The sequence below is a fragment of the Streptomyces sp. CC0208 genome (assembly GCF_003443735.1).
In the GTDB taxonomy this organism is placed as follows: Bacteria; Actinomycetota; Actinomycetes; order Streptomycetales; family Streptomycetaceae; genus Streptomyces; species Streptomyces sviceus.
Genome location: NZ_CP031969.1, coordinates 4,894,165 through 4,914,334, shown reverse-complemented (window position 1 = coordinate 4,914,334; position 20,170 = coordinate 4,894,165). Strand labels below are relative to the sequence as shown.

General features: G+C 70.8%; 22 protein-coding genes. 9 read left to right on the top strand and 13 right to left on the bottom strand.

Annotated elements, in window-relative coordinates; all coding sequences use genetic code 11:
* The first annotated feature begins 332 nt into the window (after positions 1-332).
* The gene (locus tag D1369_RS22615; RefSeq protein WP_237557896.1) at positions 333-2,312 is read left to right on the top strand and encodes a UvrD-helicase domain-containing protein; all 1,980 of its coding nucleotides are present in this window, start codon (positions 333-335) and stop codon (positions 2,310-2,312) included.
* A gap of 63 nt (positions 2,313-2,375) precedes the next feature.
* On the opposite strand, the gene D1369_RS22610 is transcribed toward D1369_RS22615, so the two are convergent.
* The gene (locus tag D1369_RS22610; RefSeq protein ID WP_007382877.1) at positions 2,376-3,068 is read right to left on the bottom strand and encodes a copper homeostasis protein CutC; all 693 of its coding nucleotides are present in this window, start codon (positions 3,066-3,068) and stop codon (positions 2,376-2,378) included.
* Positions 3,069-3,157: 89 nt separating this feature from the next.
* Complete coding sequence (locus D1369_RS22605; protein ID WP_037903414.1) at positions 3,158-3,823, bottom strand: maleylpyruvate isomerase family mycothiol-dependent enzyme; 666 nt, start codon at positions 3,821-3,823, stop codon at positions 3,158-3,160.
* 43 nt (positions 3,824-3,866) lie between these two features.
* Between D1369_RS22605 and D1369_RS22600 the strand changes: the two genes are divergently transcribed.
* Complete coding sequence (locus tag D1369_RS22600; RefSeq protein ID WP_037900556.1) at positions 3,867-4,508, top strand: hypothetical protein; 642 nt, start codon at positions 3,867-3,869, stop codon at positions 4,506-4,508.
* Positions 4,509-4,543: 35 nt separating this feature from the next.
* The gene (locus D1369_RS22595; protein WP_007382880.1) at positions 4,544-5,629 is read left to right on the top strand and encodes a GNAT family N-acetyltransferase; all 1,086 of its coding nucleotides are present in this window, start codon (positions 4,544-4,546) and stop codon (positions 5,627-5,629) included.
* Here the strand turns inward: D1369_RS22595 and D1369_RS22590 are convergent.
* Positions 5,626-5,886, bottom strand: coding sequence for a DUF4031 domain-containing protein (locus D1369_RS22590; RefSeq protein ID WP_007382881.1), 261 nt, complete (start codon positions 5,884-5,886; stop codon positions 5,626-5,628). The two genes, D1369_RS22595 and D1369_RS22590, sit on opposite strands and share 4 nt — an antisense overlap.
* Entirely contained in the window at positions 5,883-6,266 is a 384-nt protein-coding gene (locus tag D1369_RS22585; RefSeq protein WP_007382882.1) for a hypothetical protein, read from the bottom strand. The genes D1369_RS22590 and D1369_RS22585 overlap by 4 nt, the downstream gene beginning before the upstream one ends.
* 124 nt (positions 6,267-6,390) lie before the next feature.
* Between D1369_RS22585 and D1369_RS22580 the strand changes: the two genes are divergently transcribed.
* Entirely contained in the window at positions 6,391-7,209 is an 819-nt protein-coding gene (locus tag D1369_RS22580; RefSeq protein ID WP_237557897.1) for a MurR/RpiR family transcriptional regulator, read from the top strand.
* A gap of 49 nt (positions 7,210-7,258) precedes the next feature.
* Positions 7,259-8,194 (top strand): N-acetylmuramic acid 6-phosphate etherase, encoded by a 936-nt coding sequence (gene murQ / locus D1369_RS22575; protein ID WP_007382884.1) that lies wholly within the window; start codon positions 7,259-7,261, stop codon positions 8,192-8,194.
* A gap of 20 nt (positions 8,195-8,214) precedes the next feature.
* Here murQ and D1369_RS22570 read toward each other — a convergent pair whose 3' ends face one another.
* From D1369_RS22570 to D1369_RS22560, 3 genes are read right to left on the bottom strand one after another with little or no spacing between them, the layout of a single operon-like run.
* Complete coding sequence (locus tag D1369_RS22570; RefSeq protein ID WP_037903415.1) at positions 8,215-8,853, bottom strand: dihydrofolate reductase family protein; 639 nt, start codon at positions 8,851-8,853, stop codon at positions 8,215-8,217.
* 5 nt (positions 8,854-8,858) lie between these two features.
* Positions 8,859-9,569 (bottom strand): class I SAM-dependent methyltransferase, encoded by a 711-nt coding sequence (locus tag D1369_RS22565; protein WP_007382886.1) that lies wholly within the window; start codon positions 9,567-9,569, stop codon positions 8,859-8,861.
* Between the two features lie 8 nt (positions 9,570-9,577).
* Entirely contained in the window at positions 9,578-9,970 is a 393-nt protein-coding gene (locus tag D1369_RS22560; protein ID WP_205574487.1) for a hypothetical protein, read from the bottom strand.
* A 116-nt stretch (positions 9,971-10,086) separates the two neighbouring features.
* Here D1369_RS22560 and D1369_RS22555 point away from each other — a divergent pair, with 116 nt between their 5' ends.
* From D1369_RS22555 to D1369_RS22540, 4 genes are all read left to right on the top strand, one after another.
* Positions 10,087-10,926 (top strand): helix-turn-helix transcriptional regulator, encoded by an 840-nt coding sequence (locus D1369_RS22555; protein ID WP_007382888.1) that lies wholly within the window; start codon positions 10,087-10,089, stop codon positions 10,924-10,926.
* Positions 10,910-11,128 (top strand): DUF397 domain-containing protein, encoded by a 219-nt coding sequence (locus D1369_RS22550; protein WP_007382889.1) that lies wholly within the window; start codon positions 10,910-10,912, stop codon positions 11,126-11,128. The genes D1369_RS22555 and D1369_RS22550 overlap by 17 nt, the downstream gene beginning before the upstream one ends.
* Before the next feature lie 44 nt (positions 11,129-11,172).
* Entirely contained in the window at positions 11,173-11,709 is a 537-nt protein-coding gene (locus tag D1369_RS22545) for a DinB family protein (RefSeq protein WP_007382890.1), read from the top strand.
* Positions 11,710-12,122: 413 nt separating this feature from the next.
* Complete coding sequence (locus D1369_RS22540) at positions 12,123-12,692, top strand: hypothetical protein (protein ID WP_007382891.1); 570 nt, start codon at positions 12,123-12,125, stop codon at positions 12,690-12,692.
* A gap of 9 nt (positions 12,693-12,701) precedes the next feature.
* On the opposite strand, the gene D1369_RS22535 is transcribed toward D1369_RS22540, so the two are convergent.
* The 6 genes from D1369_RS22535 to thrC form a co-directional block, all read right to left on the bottom strand.
* On the bottom strand, positions 12,702-14,225 hold the full coding sequence (locus D1369_RS22535) for a carboxylesterase family protein (RefSeq protein ID WP_037900560.1): 1,524 nt from the start codon (positions 14,223-14,225) through the stop codon (positions 12,702-12,704).
* Positions 14,226-14,315: 90 nt separating this feature from the next.
* On the bottom strand, positions 14,316-15,437 hold the full coding sequence (locus tag D1369_RS22530) for an NADH:flavin oxidoreductase (RefSeq protein WP_007382893.1): 1,122 nt from the start codon (positions 15,435-15,437) through the stop codon (positions 14,316-14,318).
* A 344-nt stretch (positions 15,438-15,781) separates the two neighbouring features.
* Positions 15,782-17,404 (bottom strand): chaperonin GroEL, encoded by a 1,623-nt coding sequence (gene groL / locus D1369_RS22525; protein WP_007382894.1) that lies wholly within the window; start codon positions 17,402-17,404, stop codon positions 15,782-15,784.
* A 547-nt stretch (positions 17,405-17,951) separates the two neighbouring features.
* Positions 17,952-18,158: a cold-shock protein gene (locus D1369_RS22520; protein WP_007382895.1), complete on the bottom strand. Its 207-nt coding sequence runs from the start codon at positions 18,156-18,158 to the stop codon at positions 17,952-17,954.
* 443 nt (positions 18,159-18,601) lie between these two features.
* On the bottom strand, positions 18,602-18,877 hold the full coding sequence (locus D1369_RS22515; protein ID WP_007382896.1) for a MoaD/ThiS family protein: 276 nt from the start codon (positions 18,875-18,877) through the stop codon (positions 18,602-18,604).
* Entirely contained in the window at positions 18,874-20,154 is a 1,281-nt protein-coding gene (thrC, locus tag D1369_RS22510; RefSeq protein ID WP_007382897.1) for a threonine synthase, read from the bottom strand. Before thrC ends, D1369_RS22515 begins: the two co-directional genes overlap by 4 nt.
* Between the last annotated feature and the right edge of the window lie 16 nt (positions 20,155-20,170).

Below are 20,170 nucleotides of genomic sequence, written 5' to 3'. Positions count from 1 at the left end.
GAGCCACCCCTAGAGGAGGAGGGGCGATCCCTTAGGGGCCGGAGAAATTCGCGGAGAGGCCGGAGACATTCGCTGAGCAGCCGGAGAAATTCGTTGGCCCCTTCTGCCCCCGTCCCTCTAGAATCTCCGCTCTTGCCCGCCTCCCTCCCGGAGTGCCGCCGCCCGGACGGAAACCGGTCGGCACCTCGCTGCCGTCCACCCGGCAGCCACCACCCCGCAGCACCTTCGGAGGCACCCCCTTGTCCAGGCCGTCCACTCCCGCGCCCGCAGCAGACGACCCCCTCGCCCGCGAACGCTCCCACCTCGCCGGTTCCCGCGCCGCACTGCGCGCCATGCGCGAGGACGTCGAGTCGCTGGACATCACGGACGTCACCGCGAACTGGGTCAACGCCGAGGTCCTGGCCCGCCAGATCAACGACCGGATCAAGGCGCTGGCGGACCTCAGCGACACCCCGTTGTTCTTCGGCCGCCTCGACTACCTGCACTCCCCCGGCGCGGACCGGGCCGAGGGCGCCGAGGGCGAGCGCTTCTACATCGGGCGCCGGCACGTCCACGACCACGACGGCGACCCGATGGTGATCGACTGGCGGGCGCCGGTCTCGCAGCCGTTCTACCGGGCGTCCAAGAAGGACCCGATGGACGTCGGGCTGCGCCGCCGCTTCGGGTACACCCGCGGGGACATCACGGCGTACGAGGACGAGCACCTGTCCGACCCGACAGAGCCGTCGGGGGCTGCCGCCACCAGCAAGCTGCTCCAGCAGGAGATCGAGCGCCCACGCGTCGGCCCGATGCGGGACATCGTGGCGACCATCCAGCCCGAGCAGGACGAGATCGTACGGTCCGGGCTCGGCGGCACGGTCTGCGTCCAGGGAGGTCCGGGTACCGGGAAGACCGCCGTGGGCCTGCACCGGGTCGCCTACCTCCTCTACGCCCACCGCGAGCGCCTCGCCCGCACCGGCACCCTCGTCATCGGACCGAACAGGTCCTTCCTGCACTACATCGAGCAGGTGCTGCCCGCGCTGGGCGAGTTGAGCGTCCAGCAGGCGACCGTCGACGACCTCGTCGCCAGGAGCGTCGAGGTGCGCGGCACCGACGACGCGCCCGCCGCGGTCCTCAAGGGCGACGCGAGGATGGCTCAGGTGCTCAGGCGGGCCGTGTACTCCCACGTGACCCTGCCCGCCGAGCCGGTGATGGTCGTGCGCGGGTCACGCAGGTGGCGGGTACCGGCGTACGAGATCGAGGAGATCGTCCGGGAGCTGCTCGACCGGGGCATCCGCTACGGCGCCGCCCGCGAGGCCCTTCCGCAGCGCATCGCGCACGCCGTGCTGGTGCAGATGGAGCGGTCCGGGGAGGCGCCGGACGACCGCGTGCAGGACGCGGTGGCCCGCAACCCGGCGGTGAAGGCGGCGGTGAAGGCGATCTGGCCGCCGGTGGATCCGGCGAAGCTGGTGCTGCGGCTGCTCACGGACGCGGACTTCCTCGCCGTGCACGCGGACGGCGTCCTCGACGAGGACGAGCAGAAGACGATCCTGTGGGCGAAGCCGGTGCGGTCGGTGAAGTCGGCCAGGTGGTCGTCCGCGGACGCGGTGTTGATCGACGAGGCGACGGACCTCGTGGAGCGCACGCACTCGCTCGGGCATGTGGTGCTCGACGAGGCGCAGGACCTCTCCCCCATGCAGTACCGGGCGGTCGGCCGCCGCTGCTCGACCGGTTCGGCGACCGTCCTCGGCGACCTCGCGCAGGGCACCACGCCGTGGGCGACGCGGAGTTGGGACGAGGCGCTGGCCCACCTCGGCAAGCCGGAGGGCGTGATCGAGGAGCTGACGGCCGGTTTCCGTGTGCCGACGGACGTCATCACCTACGCCTCCCGGCTCCTGCCGCACATCGCGCCGGGCCTGACCCCGGTCGCGTCGGTGCGTGAGAACCCGGGATTCTTCGACCTGCGCGAGAGCTCCGGCACGGCCGAAGTGGTGGCCGCGTGCGAGGAGTTGCTGCGCCACGAGGGCTCGACGGGTCTGATCGCCGCCGACGCCCGCGTCCCTGAGCTGGCGGACGCGCTGACGGTGGTCGGCATCCCGTACCTCGCCCCCGGTGAGGAGACCACGGCCGAGACCCGACTGACCCTGGTCCCGGCCTCCCTCGCCAAGGGCCTGGAGTACGACTACGTCGTCCTGGACGAGCCCCAGGCGGTGGTGGACGGCGAACCGGACGAACGCACGGGCCTGCGGCGGCTGTACGTGGCGCTGACCCGAGCGGTGTCGGGCCTGATCGTGACGCACACGGCGCCGCTGCCTGCGCAGCTGGCCGGGTAGGTTCCGCCGGGTGCGGCGCGTGGGGACTGCTCGCGCGGTCCCCACTCCCCCGGGGAGTTCCGCTCAGCCCAGGTCCAGAGCCCGCCGCCACTGCGCGACCGCCTCCGCCGCCACCGGCGCCACCCACCCGCCCGGTCTCGCCGCACCCCCGATGTGGAACGCGTCGATCCCCGCGGCTCGCAGGATCGGCACATGGTCCAGCCGCAGCCCCCCACCCACCAGAAGCTGCTGCCGGTACCCGGGTTCCCCCGCCCTCGCCGCCTCCGTGAGCAGCACCGGAAGCCCCTCGTCAACGCCCAGCGCCGAGCCCGCCGTGAGGTAGGTGTCCAGGCCCGGCAGGTCCGCCAGTTGCTTGCGCAGGGCGTCGCGGTCGGCCGCGTGGTCGATGGCGCGGTGGAAGGTCCAGCGGCAGCCGTCCAGCTCCGCGGCCACCGTCTCGACGGCCGCGAGGTCCACCTCACCGGCCGTGTCCAGGAACCCCAGCACGAACTCCTCGGCCCCGGCGTCCCGCAGCTCCCGAGCCGCCCGGCCCACCTGCGCGACATCGCCCGCCCGGAAACCGTCCGACAACCGCAGCATCACCCGCAGCGAGATGTCCACGGCACTCCGGATCGCGGCGACCGTCGCGACCGTCGGCGTCAGACCGTCCGCCGCCATGTCGGTCACCAGTTCCAGCCGGTCCGCGCCTCCGGCCTGGGCGGCGATCGCGTCCTCGGCGTCGAGGGCGATCACCTCCAGGACTGCACGCTTGCTCATGGGACCCCATTCGTCGACGGTCTTGGGCGGCTACAGGTCTAGTCCAATTCCAGAATACGCCGACCTAGGGCCCCTCTCACCGGCGTGTCTCAGCCGAAGATGTTCAGCTCCTTCGCCTCCGCGCCCGCGAGCTCGTACGCCCGCCCCTCCACCGGACGCCCCGAGTACAGCCGTACGAGGGTCGCCGCGTCCCCGATGTACCGCGCCGGAGTGCGGTCGCCCGCCGCATCGCCGAGCCGGAGCGGTTCGTCCAGGTCGTCGAGGTCGGCGTGGAGGGGCAGGTGGCCGCGCTCCCGGGTCGTGCGGGCGAGCAGGGCGAGGGCGTCCGGAAGGCCGGCGCCCGTGTACGCGCCCGGCTCCCCAAGGACCTCCCGCACGTCACCCGCGTGCACCCACTCCCCCAGCCCGATGACGTCCAGCACCCCGCCCGCCGCGGCGATCACCGGCCCCGCCTCCGTCATCCCGCGCTCCAGCTCGTCGACGACCTGCTGGTTCGTCCAGTCGGCGCGCTCGGCGATGTCCCGGTCGTTGGCCTCGGGCGAGAAGACCCCCTTCTCGAACCGGCCCTCCACCACCCGCATCAGCGCCGACGAACAATGCGCCAGCACACCGCGCACGCTCCACCCCGGACACCCGCGCGTCGGCAGCGCGAAGTCGGCGTCCGGGCGGGAGCGCAGGAGGGGGATCAGGGCGTCACGTTCGGTGGCCAGGAGACGACCGGGCAGGGAAGGGTCTCGTACGTCGTCAGCAGTCATGGGGCCAAGCTGCCAGGGGGCGACCGGGGGGACAATGAGGAACATGGCCGATCTCGACGACCTCCGCGCCCGCTTCGCCGCCGCCCTGGACGGAGCGAGGGGCACCGGCGGCCCCGACCCGCTGCCGTACGCCGACAACCTCCTCGCCCGCTGGCAGGAACCGCAGCGCCGGTACCACACACTCGCGCACCTCACCGCGGTGCTGGACCACATCGACGTACTGGAGACCTACGCGGACGACCCGCACCTGGTCCGCCTCGCCGCCTGGTTCCATGACGCCGTCTACCTGCCGGACCGCTCGGAGAACGAGGACCGCTCCGCCCGCCTGGCCGAACGCGCCCTCCCCGAGGCCGGGGTCCCGGACGACGGAACGGCCGAAGTGGCCCGACTGGTCCGCCTCACCACCACCCACGCCCCCGCCGACGACGACCGCAACGGCCAGGTCCTGTGCGACGCCGACCTCGCGATCCTCGCCGCCCCGCCCTCCGCGTACGCCGCCTACACGGCCGCCGTCCGCGAGGAGTACGGCTTCGTCCCGAGCGACGCCTTCCGCGAGGGCAGGTCCGCGATCCTGCGGCAACTGCTCGATCTGCCCCGCCTTTTCAGGACGCCGTACGGGGAACGGGAATGGGAGGCCACAGCCCGTTACAACCTCACCTCGGAGCTGGAAATGCTGTCGCTCTGAGTCGCCCGGCGCCTTAGCCTGCCCGCATGGCAGACATGGGCGGGGACTGGGGCGCGCAGCGGCTGACGGAGGCCGTCGCGGACGCGGTGGCGGTGCTGCGGACGGCGGTGGACCGGGACTGGACGGCCGTGCAGCCGGCCGGGATGGAGTGGACCGTCCACGAGACGGCCTTCCACATCTCCGGCTGCCTGATCTCGTACGCCGCGAACCTGGCCGGAGGCGCCCAGGACGACTACGTCCCCTTCGACATCACGCTCGACGAGGGCACCGACAACATGGGCCTGCTGCATGTCCTGGAGACAAGCGGCGCCCTGCTCGCCGCGGCGGTCCGCACCGCGCCCCGTGAGGCCCGCGCCTTCCACCCCCAGCCCTTCCGCAGTGCGAACCGCGTGGGCTTCGCCGCGATGGGTGTCGCCGAGGTGCTGCTGCACACGTACGACATCGCCGAGGGCCTGGGCCTGGCGTACGAGCCCCCCGCCCACCTCCCCGAGTACGTCCTCACCCGGATCTTCCCCGACGTCCAGCCGGGCCCCGACCCCTGGCACACCCTCCTGTGGGCCACCGGCCGCGGCGACCTGCCCGGCCGCGCACCGCGCACCGGGTGGCGCTGGAGCAACAACCTCGTCCTGCCCACCGAGCGCCTGACCCTCCAGGGCGTCACGCCCGCGTCCGCCGCCGAGCTGGCCGCGGGCGGCGACGGCGACTTCGAGTGGGTCGAGGACGGCCCCTTCGAGGGCACCCGCGAGGCCGCCGGCATGACCCTCAAGGCATACGAGGCCGGGGTCCACCGCCCGGAGTTCGGCCTCTTCGTCCTCGTACGGCGGGAGGACGGCCGCGCGATCGGCGGCATGGGCTTCCACGGCGCCCCCGACGAGGACGGCCGCGCCGAGGTCGGCTACGACCTCGCCGAGAGCGCCCGCGGCCAGGGCTACGCCACGGAGGCCCTGCGCGCGCTGAGCGACTGGGCCCTGGCCCGCGACGACGTGCGCAGCCTCTGCGCCACCATCGAGCCCGACAACGCGGCCTCCCAACGCGTGATCGCCCGGGCCGGGTTCGCACGGGCGACCGTGGAGGAGGAGCCGGGGCTGTGGCTGTACGTCCTTCCCGGAGGGGCCGGTTAACGGCCTTTGCGCCGGCGCAGTCCCGCCCCCGTGAGCAGCCGCACCACCTCCCGGCTGCTCACCTCCTTCGCGCCCGCCGCGACCACGTCCGCGTACCGGTGCGCGGGGATGTCGTAGTGGTCGCGTTCGAAGGCGCGTCTCGGGACGCCCAACTCGTCGGCGAACAGGTGCAGTTCGTCGTACGAGACGTCGCTGATCAGGTGGGACCACATGCGGCCGTGGCCCGGCCAGGCGGGTGGGTCGATGTAGACGGTCACGACGGGAAGGTCCCGCCCGCCGCGGTTCCGAGCGAGCCGACCGCCGCGACCTTCACGCCCGCCTTGTGGCACACCCAGTACGGGTCAGGGCCCAGCTCCGGCTCGACCTCCAGGGCGTGCGGGTCGCCGGAGCCGCACACCGGGCACAGCGGCCAGCGGCCGTAGGTCTCCAGCAGCGCGTCCTGGACGTCCTGCGCGACCAGGCCCGCGACGAACTCCGCGCCCTCCGGCCACTGCTCCACCCACCAGCGGCGCTGCACGACGGAGTCCTCGACCATCGACACCACGTCGGCGGCGGCGACCTCGCCCGCGGCCAGGTCGGCGAGCACGCGGGCGCGTGCCGCGTGCAGGGACTGCTCCAGTGGACCGATGGACTCCATGAAGCCATTGTGCGGGCTCTTGACCACGACTCCGAGCCGAAAATATCTTTCATACGTGACCCAGGAAGTGAAGGAAATTTTCGGCAGCGCTCTCGCCGCGAAGGTGCGCACGCTGGGTCCCTCCATGACCCGCTCCATGCACCGGGTCGCCGAGGCAGTCGCCGCCGACCCCGCGGGGTGCGCGGCGCTCACCGTGACGGGCCTCGCCGAACGGACCGGGACGAGCGAGGCGACGGTCGTGCGGACCGCCCGGCTGCTGGGGTATCCCGGGTACCGCGACCTGCGGCTCGCCCTCGCCGGGCTGGCCGCGCAGCAGCAGTCCGGGCGGGCGCCGGCGATCACCACGGACATCGCGGTGGACGATCCGATCGCGGACGTGGTCGCCAAGCTCGCCTACGACGAGCAGCAGACCCTCGCGGACACGGCGGCCGGGCTGGACACCGCGCAGTTGGGCGCGGCGGTCGCCGCGACGGCCTCGGCGCGGCGGATCGACGTGTACGGAGTGGGGGCCTCCGGCCTCGTCGCGCAGGACCTCACGCAGAAGCTGCTGCGCATAGGGCTGATAGCGCAGGCCCACAGCGATCCGCACCTGGCCGTGACGAACGCGGTGCAGCTGCGGTCGGGGGATGTGGCGATCGCGATCACCCACTCGGGGGCGACCGGAGATGTCATCGAGCCGTTGCGGGTCGCCTTCGAGCACGGGGCCACTACGGTGGCCATCACCGGGCGGCCGGACGGTGCGGTGACGCAGTACGCCGACCACGTGCTGACGACGTCCACGGCCCGGGAGAGCGAGCTGCGGCCCGCGGCGATGTCGTCGCGGACGAGTCAGCTGCTGGTGGTGGACTGTCTGTTCGTGGGGGTGGCGCAGCGGACGTACGAGACGGCGGCGCCCGCGCTGGCCGCGTCCTACGAGGCGCTGGCGCATCGGCATCGTCGGTAGACACGAGTTGCCCGGTAGACGTCGGTAACGAAGAAAGAGCCGCTCCTCCATGACCTCCCCCTCCGACCCCCGTGATCTGCGAGCCCAGTTGGAGACGCTCACCACTGAGGCCTTCCGGCCCGAGCTCGCCGACATCGACCAGTTGCCGACCCTGGACATCGCCCGGCAGATGAACGGCGAGGACGCCTCCGTGCCCGCCGCGGTCTCCCGGCAGTTGCCGGTGATCGCCGCCGCCATCGACGCGATCGCCGAGCGCATGGCCCGGGGCGGCCGGCTGATCTACGCCGGTGCCGGAACCGCCGGACGCCTCGGTGTCCTGGATGCCTCCGAGTGCCCGCCGACCTTCAACACGGACCCGGCGCGGGTCGTGGGCCTGATCGCCGGTGGCCCGGAAGCGCTGGTCACGTCCGTCGAGGGGGCCGAGGACTCCGCGGAGCTGGCACGGGCCGACCTGGACGGGCTCGCGGTGACGGCCGTGGACACGGTGGTAGGGGTGTCCGCGTCCGGTCGTACCCCCTATGCCGTGGGCGCGGTGGAACACGCCCGAGCGAAAGGGGCCTTGACGGTCGGCCTGTCCTGCAACGCCGACAGCGCGCTGGCGGCCGCGGCCGACCACGGCATCGAGGTGGTCGTCGGCCCCGAACTGCTCACCGGCTCCACCCGCCTCAAGGCCGGCACCGCCCAGAAGCTCGTCCTCAACATGCTGTCGACGATCACGATGATCCGCCTCGGCAAGACCTACGGAAACCTGATGGTCGACGTCCGCGCCTCCAACGAGAAGCTGCGGGCCCGCTCCCGCCGGATCGTCGCCCTCGCCACGGGCGCCGACGACGAGGAGGTCGAGCGCGCCCTGGCCACCACGGACGGCGAGGTGAAGAACGCGATCCTGACGATCCTGGCCGACGTCGACGCCCCCACGGCGGCCCGGCTGCTGGAGGAGTCGGGGGGCCATCTGCGGGCGGCACTGGCGGCGACGACCCGCTAGCAGGCCGTATCCCTACGTATTCAGCGGCGGACGAGCAGCGCGTGGGTGACGTTCGGCGAGCTGACCAGCTCGGACACCCGGTACCCGGCGATCCCGTCGCCCAGGTCGTCGAGCAGCCGCTCACCGCGTCCGATGAGGAGCGGCGCGATCGCCAGGTGGAGCTCGTCGATCAGCCCGGCGCGCAGATACTGCCGGATGACCGCCGCCCCGCCGCCGATCCGGACGTCCTTGCCGTCCGCGGCGTCGAAGGCGCGCTGGAGGACCGTCTCCGGGGGCTCGTCGGTGAAGTGGAAGGTGGTCCCGCCGGCCATCTCCAGGTCCGGGCGCAGGTGGTGGGTGTGCACGAAGACGTCATGGTGGTACGGCGGGTTCTCCCCCCACCAGCCCTGCCAGGACTCGTCCTCCCAGGGGCCGCGCTGCGGACCGAACATGTTCCGCCCCATGATCGTCGCGCCGATGTTCTGGTCACCGCGGACGAAGTAGTCGACATCGGTCCCGGACTTCCCCGCGGCGGCCTCCTCGGACGCGGACATGAACCAGCGGTGCAGGTCGTCGCCCCAGCCGACGCCGTCGCCGAAGGGGGCGTCCAGTCGCTGGTTCGGACCGGCCATGAAGCCGTCGAGGGAGATCGTCACGTTGTGTACGCGGACCTTGGGCATGGCCTTCACCTCTCGTGTGGTGTCGTGCTCTCACCCCTGCGTCGTTCAGAGCCTGCCTGGATCGACATCCCCGCGCACTTTTTCCAGACGAGGGTGTAGCGCCAGAACAGCCGCCGCCTCAGCCGGGCGCCGGGCAGCACCCGACGGACCTCGCGGGCGAACTCGGTGTAGGGGACGTCGGCCGGGCGGGTCGGGGCGGTCATCGCGACGGGCCGCCGGGGTGCCGTACGCCCCCTGTTCCTGACCCAACCGGTGACCAGGTTGAGCGGGACGGACGCGAGGCCGAGGAGGGTCTGGACGCGGGTGTCCTCCCGCGTCAGCCCGACAATCACCAGCGTTCCACCGGGGGCCAACTGTCGCCGGAAGCGGACGAGGGTCTCGGTCAGGGGGAGGTGGTGGAGTACGGCGACGCAGGTGATGACGTCGTAGGGAGCGCCTTGGTCGTACGACCGTCCGTCCGCGACGGCGAAGGTGACGGGGAGCCCGGGGTGGGTGGACTCCCTCGCCTTGCCGATGATCCGCTCGTCGCTGTCGATGCCGTGGACGCGTGTCGCGCGCGTGGCCAGCAGCCGGGCCAGGTCACCGGAACCGCAGCCGACGTCGAGGGCGCGGTCGAAGTGACGGGGCAACTGGCGCATGATCCACGGGTGAAAGTGGGCGTTGTGGCTCCACGGGTGGGCGTCGTTGAAGCGGGCGAGGGCGTCCAGGAGAGGCATGGTTCATTTCAACAGGGCATGCGTCCCTCCTTGTTGACCTTCCGCACTCTCGCCCGCAGCACCTCTGCTTGGGGCGCGGGCCCGGTGGACTCCGGCGGGCAGTCCCACTCCCGCCCGCCACCGAGGGGCCGCAGCTGCACCCTTCCACCCAGGTGCCCCATCACCTCCCCCACGCGCCCGTCCCTTACGTCCACGACGTACGCCCCGACCGGCGGCCGCTCCCCACGCAGCACCGACGCCAGCCGCTCGGCCGTGCGTACGTTGCACCGCCCCAGGTCGACCAGCGGGAACGGCTCGTCACCGGCACCGGTGAGGGGGTCGACGGCGAGGGACGGCAGGACGACGCCTACGCCGGTGAGTGCCTCCCGCAGGGACTCCAGGACTTCCTGAGTGGACCGCACGCTTTCCTCCATGGGCACGGTGAGTTTGCTTTTCGCAACACAGCGTGTCCGGTACGGCTCTAACCTGGCCAGACAGGACGTCCCAACAACGTCAACTGGTGGACCGGGGGCTACGCATGGCAGGACCGAAGGATCTGGACCCGTCGTCATCACCGCGAGCACTTCTGGGAGCAGAGCTGCGGCACGCGCGGGAGAAGGCGGGGCTGAGCCAGGAGGAGTTGGGGCAACGGCTGTTCGTGAGCGGGTCGTTCGTGGGGCAGTTGGAGGCGGGTACGCGGAGGATGCAGGCGGATGTCGCGCGACAGCTGGACGAGGTTCTCGGGACGGAGGACTTCTTCCAGCGGAACTGTGGGGCGGCCGCGAAGTCGAAGTATCCGGAGCACTTCGCGGAGGCGGCGGAGGCGGAAGCACGGGCCGCGGCGATCAGCCAGTACGCGCCGTTGCTGATCCCGGGGTTGCTCCAGACGCCCGCGTACGCAAGGGCAGTGTGCCGGGCGTATCAGCCGACGGTTCCGGACGAGGAGATCGAGAAGCTGGTGGCCGCCCGGAGGGAGCGGGCTCGGCTCCTCGACGATCCAACAGAGCCCATGTTGTGGACGGTGATTGACGAGGCTGCTCTGCGTCGAGTGACGGGCGGCCGCACGGTGATGGCGGAGGCGCTGTGCCACATCGCCGAACTGGCGCGCCGGAGCCGGGTGATCGTGCAGGTACTGCCGTTCGATGCGGGAGCGCACGCGGCCATGGAGGGCTCCACCAAGATCATGGAGTTCGAAGATGCCCCTCCGCTGGTCTACTTCGAGGGTGTCGGCACCGGGCGGCTGGAGGATGATCCAGCCATCGTCAGGCACCAGCGCTTCACCTACAGGCTCCTGATGGCGTCCGCCCTCTCTCCTCAGAAGTCCCTGGCCCTGATCGAGGCAATGGCGCAGGATTACGCCCATGAGGAACACCCCTGAGTCCTGGCGCAAGTCGAGCTACAGCGGCGGCAGCGGCGGCGACTGCCTGGAAGTGGCCGACGGCCACCCCACCACCGTCCCCGTCCGCGACTCCAAGAACCCCCAAGGCCCGAAGCTCGTGTTCCGGCCGGAGGCGTGGTCGGCGTTCGTGGAGGCCGTCTCCTCCCCCAAGAGGTCAGGATCTGACCTACATGCCTCCTAGCGTGTGGCCTGTCGACGGAACAGCAATCCACGGAGGGCCACACCATGACCACCGCCACGAAGACCACCCTGCCCACCGGCGAGCGTGCCGACCTGCTGGAGGCGCTGGCCAAGCAGCGGCACTTCCTGCGCTTCACCACCCGTGACCTCACCGACGAGCAGGCCGGGCAGCGGACCACCGTCAGCGAACTGTGTCTCGGCGGCCTGATCAAGCACGTCACGTCGGTGGAACGAAACTGGGTGCGCTTCATCCAGGACGGCCCGTCGTCGATGGGCGACTTCACCGCCATGACCGAAGAGGACTGGGCCCGGCGGGCCGACGAGTTCCGGATGCTGCCCGGCGAGACCCTGGCCGGCGTGCTGGCCGACTACGCGGAGACGGCCGACCGGACGGATGAACTGGTCGCCGCCCTGCCCGACCTGGACGCCGCCCATCCGCTGCCCAAGGCCCCGTGGTTCGAGGCCGGGGCGCAGTGGTCGGCCCGCAGGGTGCTGCTGCACATCGTCGCCGAGACCGCCCAGCACGCCGGCCACGCCGACATCATCCGCGAGTCCCTGGACGGCGCCAAGAGCATGGGCTGACCCACCGATCGGACCGGTCCGAAGCTCAAACGTCCAGCTCCGAGCCCTCTTTTCAGGGAAAGGTGGGAGGGCCCCAACCCGCCCTCCCACCCCGTGCGGAGTTCCCGAGCGTCCGGAGACCCTACCGGGGGGCGTCTGCCGAGGTTGCCGGAACGCACACGCCCCCACACGCCCCACCGCACGCCCGCGCACACGAGATCCGGGCCGCGATGTCCCTGAAGCGAGAAGAGCACACGTACGCAAGACGACACCCGCAGGTGTGTACGGTTTGCCCATGGAACTGGAAGAGCTGCAGCGACTGCGTGACGAGGCGGACATCGCCGAGGCGCGCGCTCGTGAGGCCGCTTCGTGACGTCCACGGCCCGGACCCCGGAAACCTCTGGAAACCACCGGCTGCACATCGGAGCCACCCCATGAACCACGCCCAGCTCACCGCCCTGGGCCGCGCCCTCCGTCTCCTCGGCGAGCACGGCGAGTCACTCACCGGCGACACGGCCGACGCCAAGCTGCACGAAGTGAAGGCGGACATCAAGCGGGCCCTGGACCTCCTGGAGGACAGCGTCAGCGCCGCCGCCCCCACCACCCGCTGCGCCGAGCATCCGAACGGCCCGGTCGACGAGAACGCCCCCGACCTGTGCCTGCTGTGCGAGACCCGGCGCAGGGCGGCCCGCCGCGCCGAGATCAACGGACCCTACGCGCGCCCCCGCTCCACCGAACCCGCCCCCTCCCGGTACGGGGTGCGGGAGGACCGGCCGCAGCCCCAGCAGCGGTGGCTGCCGGAGCAGTGGACCGGCCAGGAGTGGCAGCTGTGCGGGACGCCGAGGCGGGACCGGCACGAGGCCGAGCTCTACCTCAACGCCCAGCGCCGCGGGCCGCGCGCCGCGATGGCGTACCGGCTCGTCCACGAGTTCACCGACTACGAGGTGCTGCGGGTGTGGGGCACCCCGGTGCGGGTGGACATCGAGCCGCTCGGCAACCTCTAGAAGCGCCGCCTACTTCAGCAGCGGCAGCGCCGGGAAGTCGTACCCCTCCCACAGCCGCCGCGCCACCTCCTCCGGGTACGGCCGCACCTCGGGCGTCACGTCGAGGACCTGAGTGGCGCGGCCCTCGCCGTCGTACGCCGGCCACCCCGGGTCCCCGGTCCGCGCGAATCCCGTCCACGCGGACTGGAAGAGCGCGGTCAGCGCCCTCGCCTCGTCCGGCACCCCGGTCCCCGCGAAGAGCAGATTGCCGAGGTCGGCGTCGTACGTGCCGAACAGCAGCGGGATGTCCAGGCCGTGGCACGCGCCGAGCGCGCCGCCGAACGCCGGTGCGGACCAGGTGAGTTCGTAGACATGGACCCGGCCGCCGCCCGCGCTCTGTGCCTCCGCAAGCCGCAGGGACGGCATGTTGAACAGCCAGTCCGTCTGCACGCGTTCACACAGTTCGGTCGGTGTGGCGTCCGGGTAGGCCTCGCGGTAGGCGCGCTCCCCGTCCGGGCCCGGCGCGAACATCCGCAGGGCCGCGGCCGCCCGCTCCTCCGTGATCTTGCCGAGCTGTTCGCCGAGGGCGAGGAAGAGCCGGTACTCGTCCCGGTTGTGTCCGACGAGCAGTTCCACGTCCCGCACGGCGCCCGCCGCGAGCGCCTCCCAGGGGGTGCGGGGCAGCACCTCGCCGTCGACGACCGGTGCGAAGGGTGTCGCGGTCGGCACCACCTGGCCCCACCGGTCGTCGTACTCACGCATCCGCGAGCTCAACCGCTCGCCGACCGAAGGGAGTTCGCGCGGATCCACGGTCGCCAGCGCTGCGGCCGTGGGAGCGAGCCCCGCCTCCTTGCCGATCTCCACCGCTATGTCCCGGGCGAGTTCGGCGGAGAAGTAGGTGCCGGGCACGCTCTGCGCGATGGCCCGCCCGAACAGGCCCCGCGCGCTCGGCATCGCCAGCAGCGAGGCCACCGATCCCGCGCCCGCCGACTCCCCGAACACGGTGACCTGCCCGGGGTCCCCGCCGAACGCCGTGATGTTGTCCCGCACCCACTCCAGCGCCGCGACCTGGTCCAGCAGTCCCCGGTTCGCGGGCGCCCCCTCCAGCAGGGCGAACCCCTCTATGCCGACGCGGTAGTTGAGGGTGACGACGACCAGGTCACCGGCGCGCGCGAGGTGCTGGGCGTCGTAGCCGGGGCTGCCCGCGTGACCCAGCTTGTAGGCACCGCCGTAGATCCACACCATCACCGGGCGACGGGCCGAAGGGTCCGTCGCGGGGGTCCAGACGTTGACCGTCAGCCAGTCGTCGCCGGTGGGCGTCTCCAGCACACCCGCGCGCCCCTGGAAGCCGGACTCCTGCGGGGGCGGGGGCCCGAAGGCGTACGCCTCCCGGGTCCCCTCCCAGCTCCTGACGGGCCGCGGCGCCTGGAACCGCGCCCCGCCCACCGGCGGTTCGGCGAACGGGATTCCCCGGAAGACCACCAGTCCGTCCTCGGCGCGCCCGCGCACGGCACCGGCCGCGGTGCGTACTTCGAGACCCTCGGCTGACGTCATCGGTCGAACTCCTCACAGGTCGGGGCAGCTTCGCCTCACTCCAGCCCACGTCCCTTGCCTGAGTCAACCAAGTCGGGGAGCCTTGTGCCGTCAGCTCAACGACTTCAGCGCGGACGCGTCGTACGGCTGCAGTTCGTCGAAGCGGCCCGCCAGCACCTTCGCGGCCCACTCGGGGTCCTGGAGCAGCGCACGCCCGACGGCGACCATGTCGTACTCCTCGCGCTCCAGGGCGTCGAGCAGGTCGTCGATGCCCTTGAGGGGGGCGCCCTCGCCGGCGAAGCCGCGCAGGAAGTCGCCGTCGAGACCGACCGAGCCGACGGTGATGGTGGTCCGGCCGGTGAGCTTCTTGGTCCAGCCGGCGAGGTTGAGGTCGGAACCCTCGAACTCGGGGAGCCAGTAGCGGCGGGTGGAGGCGTGGAAGGCGTCGACCCCGGCCGCGGCGAGCGGGGCGAGGATCGCCTCCAGCTCCTCCGGCGTCTCGGCGAGCCGCGCCTTGTAGGCCTCCTGCTTCCACTGCGAGTACCGGAAGATGACCGGGAACTCGGGCGAGACCGTCTCGCGTACGGCCGCCACGATCTCCGCCGCGAACTTCGTACGGGCGACCTGGTCACCGCCGTAGGCGTCGGTGCGGCGGTTGGTGCCCGCCCACAGGAACTGGTCGAGGAGGTAGCCGTGGGCGCCGTGCAGCTCCACGCCGTCGAAGCCGATGCGCTCCGCGGCGGCCGCGGCCTCGGCGAACGCGCCGATGACGTCGTCCAGGTCGCGCTGGGTCATCGCCTTGCCGGTGGGCTCGTCGGCGCCGATCCGCAGACCGGAGGGGCCGACGGCGGGGGCGTCGGCGTAGGGCGGCTGGCCCTGCTCGCGCACCATGCCGATGTGCCACAGCTGCGGGACGATGGTGCCGCCCGCCGCGTGCACCTGCTCGGCGACCTTCGCCCAGCCCGCCAGCTGCTCCTCGCCGTGGAACCGCGGGACGCTGCCGCTGTTCCCGGCCGACTCGTGGCCGACGTAGGTGCCCTCAGTGACGATGAGGCCGACTCCGGCGGCCGCGCGGCGGGAGTAGTACGACGCCACGTCCTCGCCGGGGACGCCGCCCGGGGAGAACATCCGGGTCATGGGCGCCATCGCGATGCGGTTCGGGACGGTCAGGCCGTTGATGTGGACCGGACGGGAGAGGATCTCGGCGGCACGGGAGCTGGCGGGGGCGGTCACGTGTGGGTACTCCTCGGTATGTGCATGCGCATGGACACTACTCAGGTGCCAACCGTCCCGTCCGCCTCAGGATTTCCCCCTGCTCTGTGACTCCGGCCACGCATGAAAGAAGCCCGCCCCACGAGCGTGGGACGGGCTTTCTGTCGAGCGCTGGGCAGGCCTTGCACCTGCATCTCCCCGCAGGAAGCGGGACGTCTTTCCTTGGACCACCAACGCGTAGTCGGCCGACGGGAGTTCACGTCGGGCGGCTCGTGATCAAGCATAGCGCAGAAAAAACCGGGGGCGGCACACCCCGTTCCCGGGAGTGCCGCCCTCGGCAAGGACGTTGATCAACCAGAGGTCGATCAGAAGTCCATGTCACCGCCCGGCATACCGCCACCGGCGGGCGCGGCGGCCTTCTCCGGCTTGTCGGCGATGACGGCCTCGGTGGTGAGGAACAGCGCGGCGATGGAGGCGGCGTTCTGCAGGGCAGAGCGGGTCACCTTCGCCGGGTCGATGATGCCTTCGGCGATCATGTCGACGTACTCACCGGTCGCGGCGTTCAGGCCGTGGCCGACGGGCAGGTTGCGCACCTTCTCGACGATGACGCCACCCTCGAGACCACCGTTGACGGCGATCTGCTTCAGCGGGGCCTCCAGCGCGAGCTTCACGGCGTTGGCGCCGGTCAGCTCGTCACCCTCCAGGTCCAGCTTCTCGAAGACCGAGGAGGCCTGGATGAGGGCCACGCCACCGCCGGCGACGATGCCCTCCTCGACGGCCGCCTTCGCGTTGCGAACGGCGTCCTCGATGCGGTGCTTGCGCTCCTTGAGCTCGACCTCGGTCGCGGCACCGGCCTTGATGACGGCGACGCCACCGGCGAGCTTCGCCAGGCGCTCCTGGAGCTTCTCGCGGTCGTAGTCCGAGTCGCTGTTCTCGATCTCGGCGCGGATCTGGTTGACGCGGCCGTTGACCTGGTCGGACGAACCGGCACCGTCGACGATGGTGGTCTCGTCCTTGGTGATGACGACCTTGCGGGCGCGGCCCAGGAGGTCCAGGGTCGCGTTCTCCAGCTTGAGGCCGACCTCCTCGGAGATGACCTCGCCGCCCGTGAGGATGGCGATGTCGCCGAGCATGGCCTTGCGGCGGTCACCGAAGCCCGGGGCCTTGACGGCGACGGACTTGAAGGTGCCGCGGATCTTGTTGACGACCAGGGTCGACAGGGCCTCGCCCTCGACGTCCTCGGCGATGATCAGCAGCGGCTTGCCCGACTGCATGACCTTCTCCAGGAGCGGGAGCAGGTCCTTGACGGAGCCGATCTTGGAGTTGGCGATGAGGATGTACGGGTCGTCGAGCGACGCCTCCATCCGCTCCATGTCGGTGGCGAAGTACGCCGAGATGTAGCCCTTGTCGAAGCGCATACCCTCGGTGAGCTCCAGCTCCAGACCGAAGGTCTGGGACTCCTCGACGGTGATGACGCCTTCCTTGCCGACCTTGTCCATCGCCTCGGCGATGAGCTCGCCGATCTGGGTGTCGGCGGCGGAGATGGAGGCCGTGGAGGCGATCTGCTCCTTGGTCTCGACATCCTTGGCCTGCTCGAGCAGGGCGGCGGAGACGGCCTCGACGGCCTTCTCGATACCGCGCTTGAGGGCCATGGGGTTGGCGCCGGCGGCTACGTTGCGCAGGCCTTCCTTGACCAGGGCCTGGGCTAGCACGGTCGCGGTGGTCGTACCGTCACCGGCGACGTCGTCCGTCTTCTTGGCGACTTCCTTGACCAGCTCGGCGCCGATCTTCTCGTACGGGTCCTCGAGCTCGATCTCCTTGGCGATGGAAACACCATCGTTGGTGATCGTGGGGGCGCCCCACTTCTTCTCGAGGACGACGTTGCGGCCCTTGGGGCCGAGCGTCACCTTGACGGCGTCCGCGAGCTGGTTCATGCCGCGCTCGAGGCCGCGCCGCGCCTCCTCGTCGAACGCGATGATCTTGGCCATGTGAAGTGGTCCCTCCAGGACTGGGGGTGATTCCTTCGGACCGCGCCCGCGCCCGCGACGGACGGCTCGCCGGCCCGTGGATCCTTGCCCCACTAGGCCTGCGGGCCTCACCGACCCGGTCCATCTTTGTCACTCTCACCTTCAGAGTGCTAACGCCAATGATTAGCACTCGGCATGGTCGAGTGCAAGCGCCTCTCGGGTATCGGGCCCCGGTTCGCCGGCCAGAGAGGCAGGCAGACCACGGCCCGCAAGCCGCGTACGGCGGGCAGGGGACGGGGCGGGGGTGTCCGCCCGCAGCGGCCGGCGTCCGTTACAGAGCACGCGTTACCCAAGCCCCCACCGGAGCCACACAGGCCGCCGCAGGCATCCAGGGGCGCGGGGAACTGCGCAAAACGCCCGCCCCCAGCGAACCCGCACACGAACCCGAACCCGCCCAACCGCCGGAGGCACATGCACATGCCGAAGGGCCCGTACCCATGACTCCCCATGGGGTACGAGCCCTTCGAAGAAGAACGAAGAACGACGCTGTTGTTACCCGGCGCGTGCTTCAGCCAGTCGCGAGACGAACCATGTCCGCCTGCGGCCCCTTCTGACCTTGCGAGATCTCGAACTCGACCCGCTGGCCCTCTTCAAGGGTGCGGTAGCCGTCCATCTGAATCGCGCTGTAGTGGACGAATACATCCGCACCACCGTCGACCGCGATGAAGCCGTACCCCTTCTCCGCGTTGAACCACTTGACGGTGCCCTGAGCCATGCCTAACTCCCCTATTACTGGCCCTTGCACGGATCCACACTTCATGGATCCGGGTCAGACCTCACCCCCCACATGGTTGGGGGCGTGCGCCGGAACGCGTCGACCGCGGCTGAATGTATCTGTCCAACTGCCGTCTGCAACAGGTCAATCGGACGAGAATTCTGGACGGAAGGGGTCCGGAATGTAGTGAGAATTCGCCCGAATCCGGGGCAAGTCGGGCCCCACAAAAGGAGCATAAGGCGCAAAGAACCCACACACTTTGGCTACTTCTCGTCGCATCCGAAGTCGGAACTCATATGCGTCCGGCATGCAGGAAGCAGCAGCTTCCCCAACTGTACCGCGCTCAACCATAGAGAATTGCCCCCTCCGCTTCTCTCGCGGAGGGGGCAATCGGATGAACACTCGGTAATTACTGTTACCGAAGGTAATGACCAGTCATATGGTCACCCGCCGGCAACCGCCGGGATGATGGAGACTCCGGCCCCGTCGGGCGTCGCCGTCTCCAGCCCCTGCTCGAACCGCACATCGTCGTCGTTCACGTACACGTTCACGAACCGCCGCAGCTTGCCCTGGTCGTCGAGAACACGCGCCGCGATACCGGTGTGGTTCTTCTCCAGATCGGCGATGACCTCGGCGAGGGTCCCACCCTCGGCCTGCACCTCGGCCTTGCCGCCGGTGTAGGTGCGCAGGATGGTGGGGATGCGGACGTTGACGCTCATGCGAGGCCAGCCTCTCGGAAAGAGTCCAGGTTCGGACGAATCGTGGCGGTGAGCCCGGTACCGGCCACCGCGTCCAGGGTCTTGAGACCGTCGCCGGTGTTCAGCACCACCGTGGTCTTCGTCGGGTCGAGGACACCGTTCTCGATCAGCTTGCGGGTCACCCCCACCGTCACGCCACCCGCGGTCTCCGCGAAGATGCCCTCGGTCCGCGCCAGCAGCTTGATCGCGTCCACGACCTGCTCGTCGTTCACGTCCTCCACCGCACCGCCGGTACGGCGCGCGATGTCCAGCACGTACGGGCCGTCCGCCGGGTTGCCGATGGCGAGCGACTTGGCGATGGTGTTCGGCTTCTGGGGGCGGACCACGTCGTGCCCGGCCTTGTACGCCACCGACACCGGCGAGCACCCCTCGGCCTGCGCGCCGAAGATCTTGTACGGCCTGTCCTCGACGAGCCCGAGCTTGATCAGCTCCTGCAGACCCTTGTCGATCTTCGTGAGCTGCGAACCGGAGGCGATCGGCACGACCAGCTGGTCGGGGAGCTGCCAGCCGAGCTGCTCGCAGATCTCGTACGCCAGGGTCTTGGACCCCTCCGCGTAGTACGGCCGCAGGTTGACGTTGACGAAGCCCCAGCCCTCGCCGGCCGGGTCGCCGATCAGCTCGGAGCAGAAGCGGTTCACGTCGTCGTAGTTGCCCTCGATGCCGACCAGCTCGCCGCCGTAGACCGCGGCCATGACGACCTTGGCCTGCTCCAGGTCGTGCGGGATGAACACGCAGGAACGGAAGCCGGCCCGGGCGGCCGCGGCACCCACCGCACCGGCGAGGTTGCCGGTGGAGGAGCAGGAGAGGGTGGTGAAGTTGAAGGCGCGCGCGGCCTCGATGGCCTGCGCGACGACGCGGTCCTTGAAGGAGTGCGTCGGGTTGCCGGAGTCGTCCTTGATGTACAGGCCGCCGGTCACGCCGAGCTCGCGGGCGAGGTTGTCGGCCTTGACGAGCTGGGTCCAGCCGGGGTTGATGTTGGGCTTGTCCGCCACGTCCGCGGGGACGGGCAGCAGCGGGGCGTAGCGCCAGATGTTCGCGGGTCCCGCCTCGATGCGCTTGCGGAGGTCCTCGGTGTCGTAGGCCGAGAAGTCGTAGGCGATCTCGAGCGGGCCGAAACACTCCTCACAGGCGAAGACCGGGCCGAGCGGGACGCGGTGGCCGCATTCGCGGCAGCTCAGTGCCGCGGCGGGACCCAGATCGACGGAGTTCGTGGTGCTTGCAACTGTCTGCGCAGCCATGGAGGCGAGGCCCTTT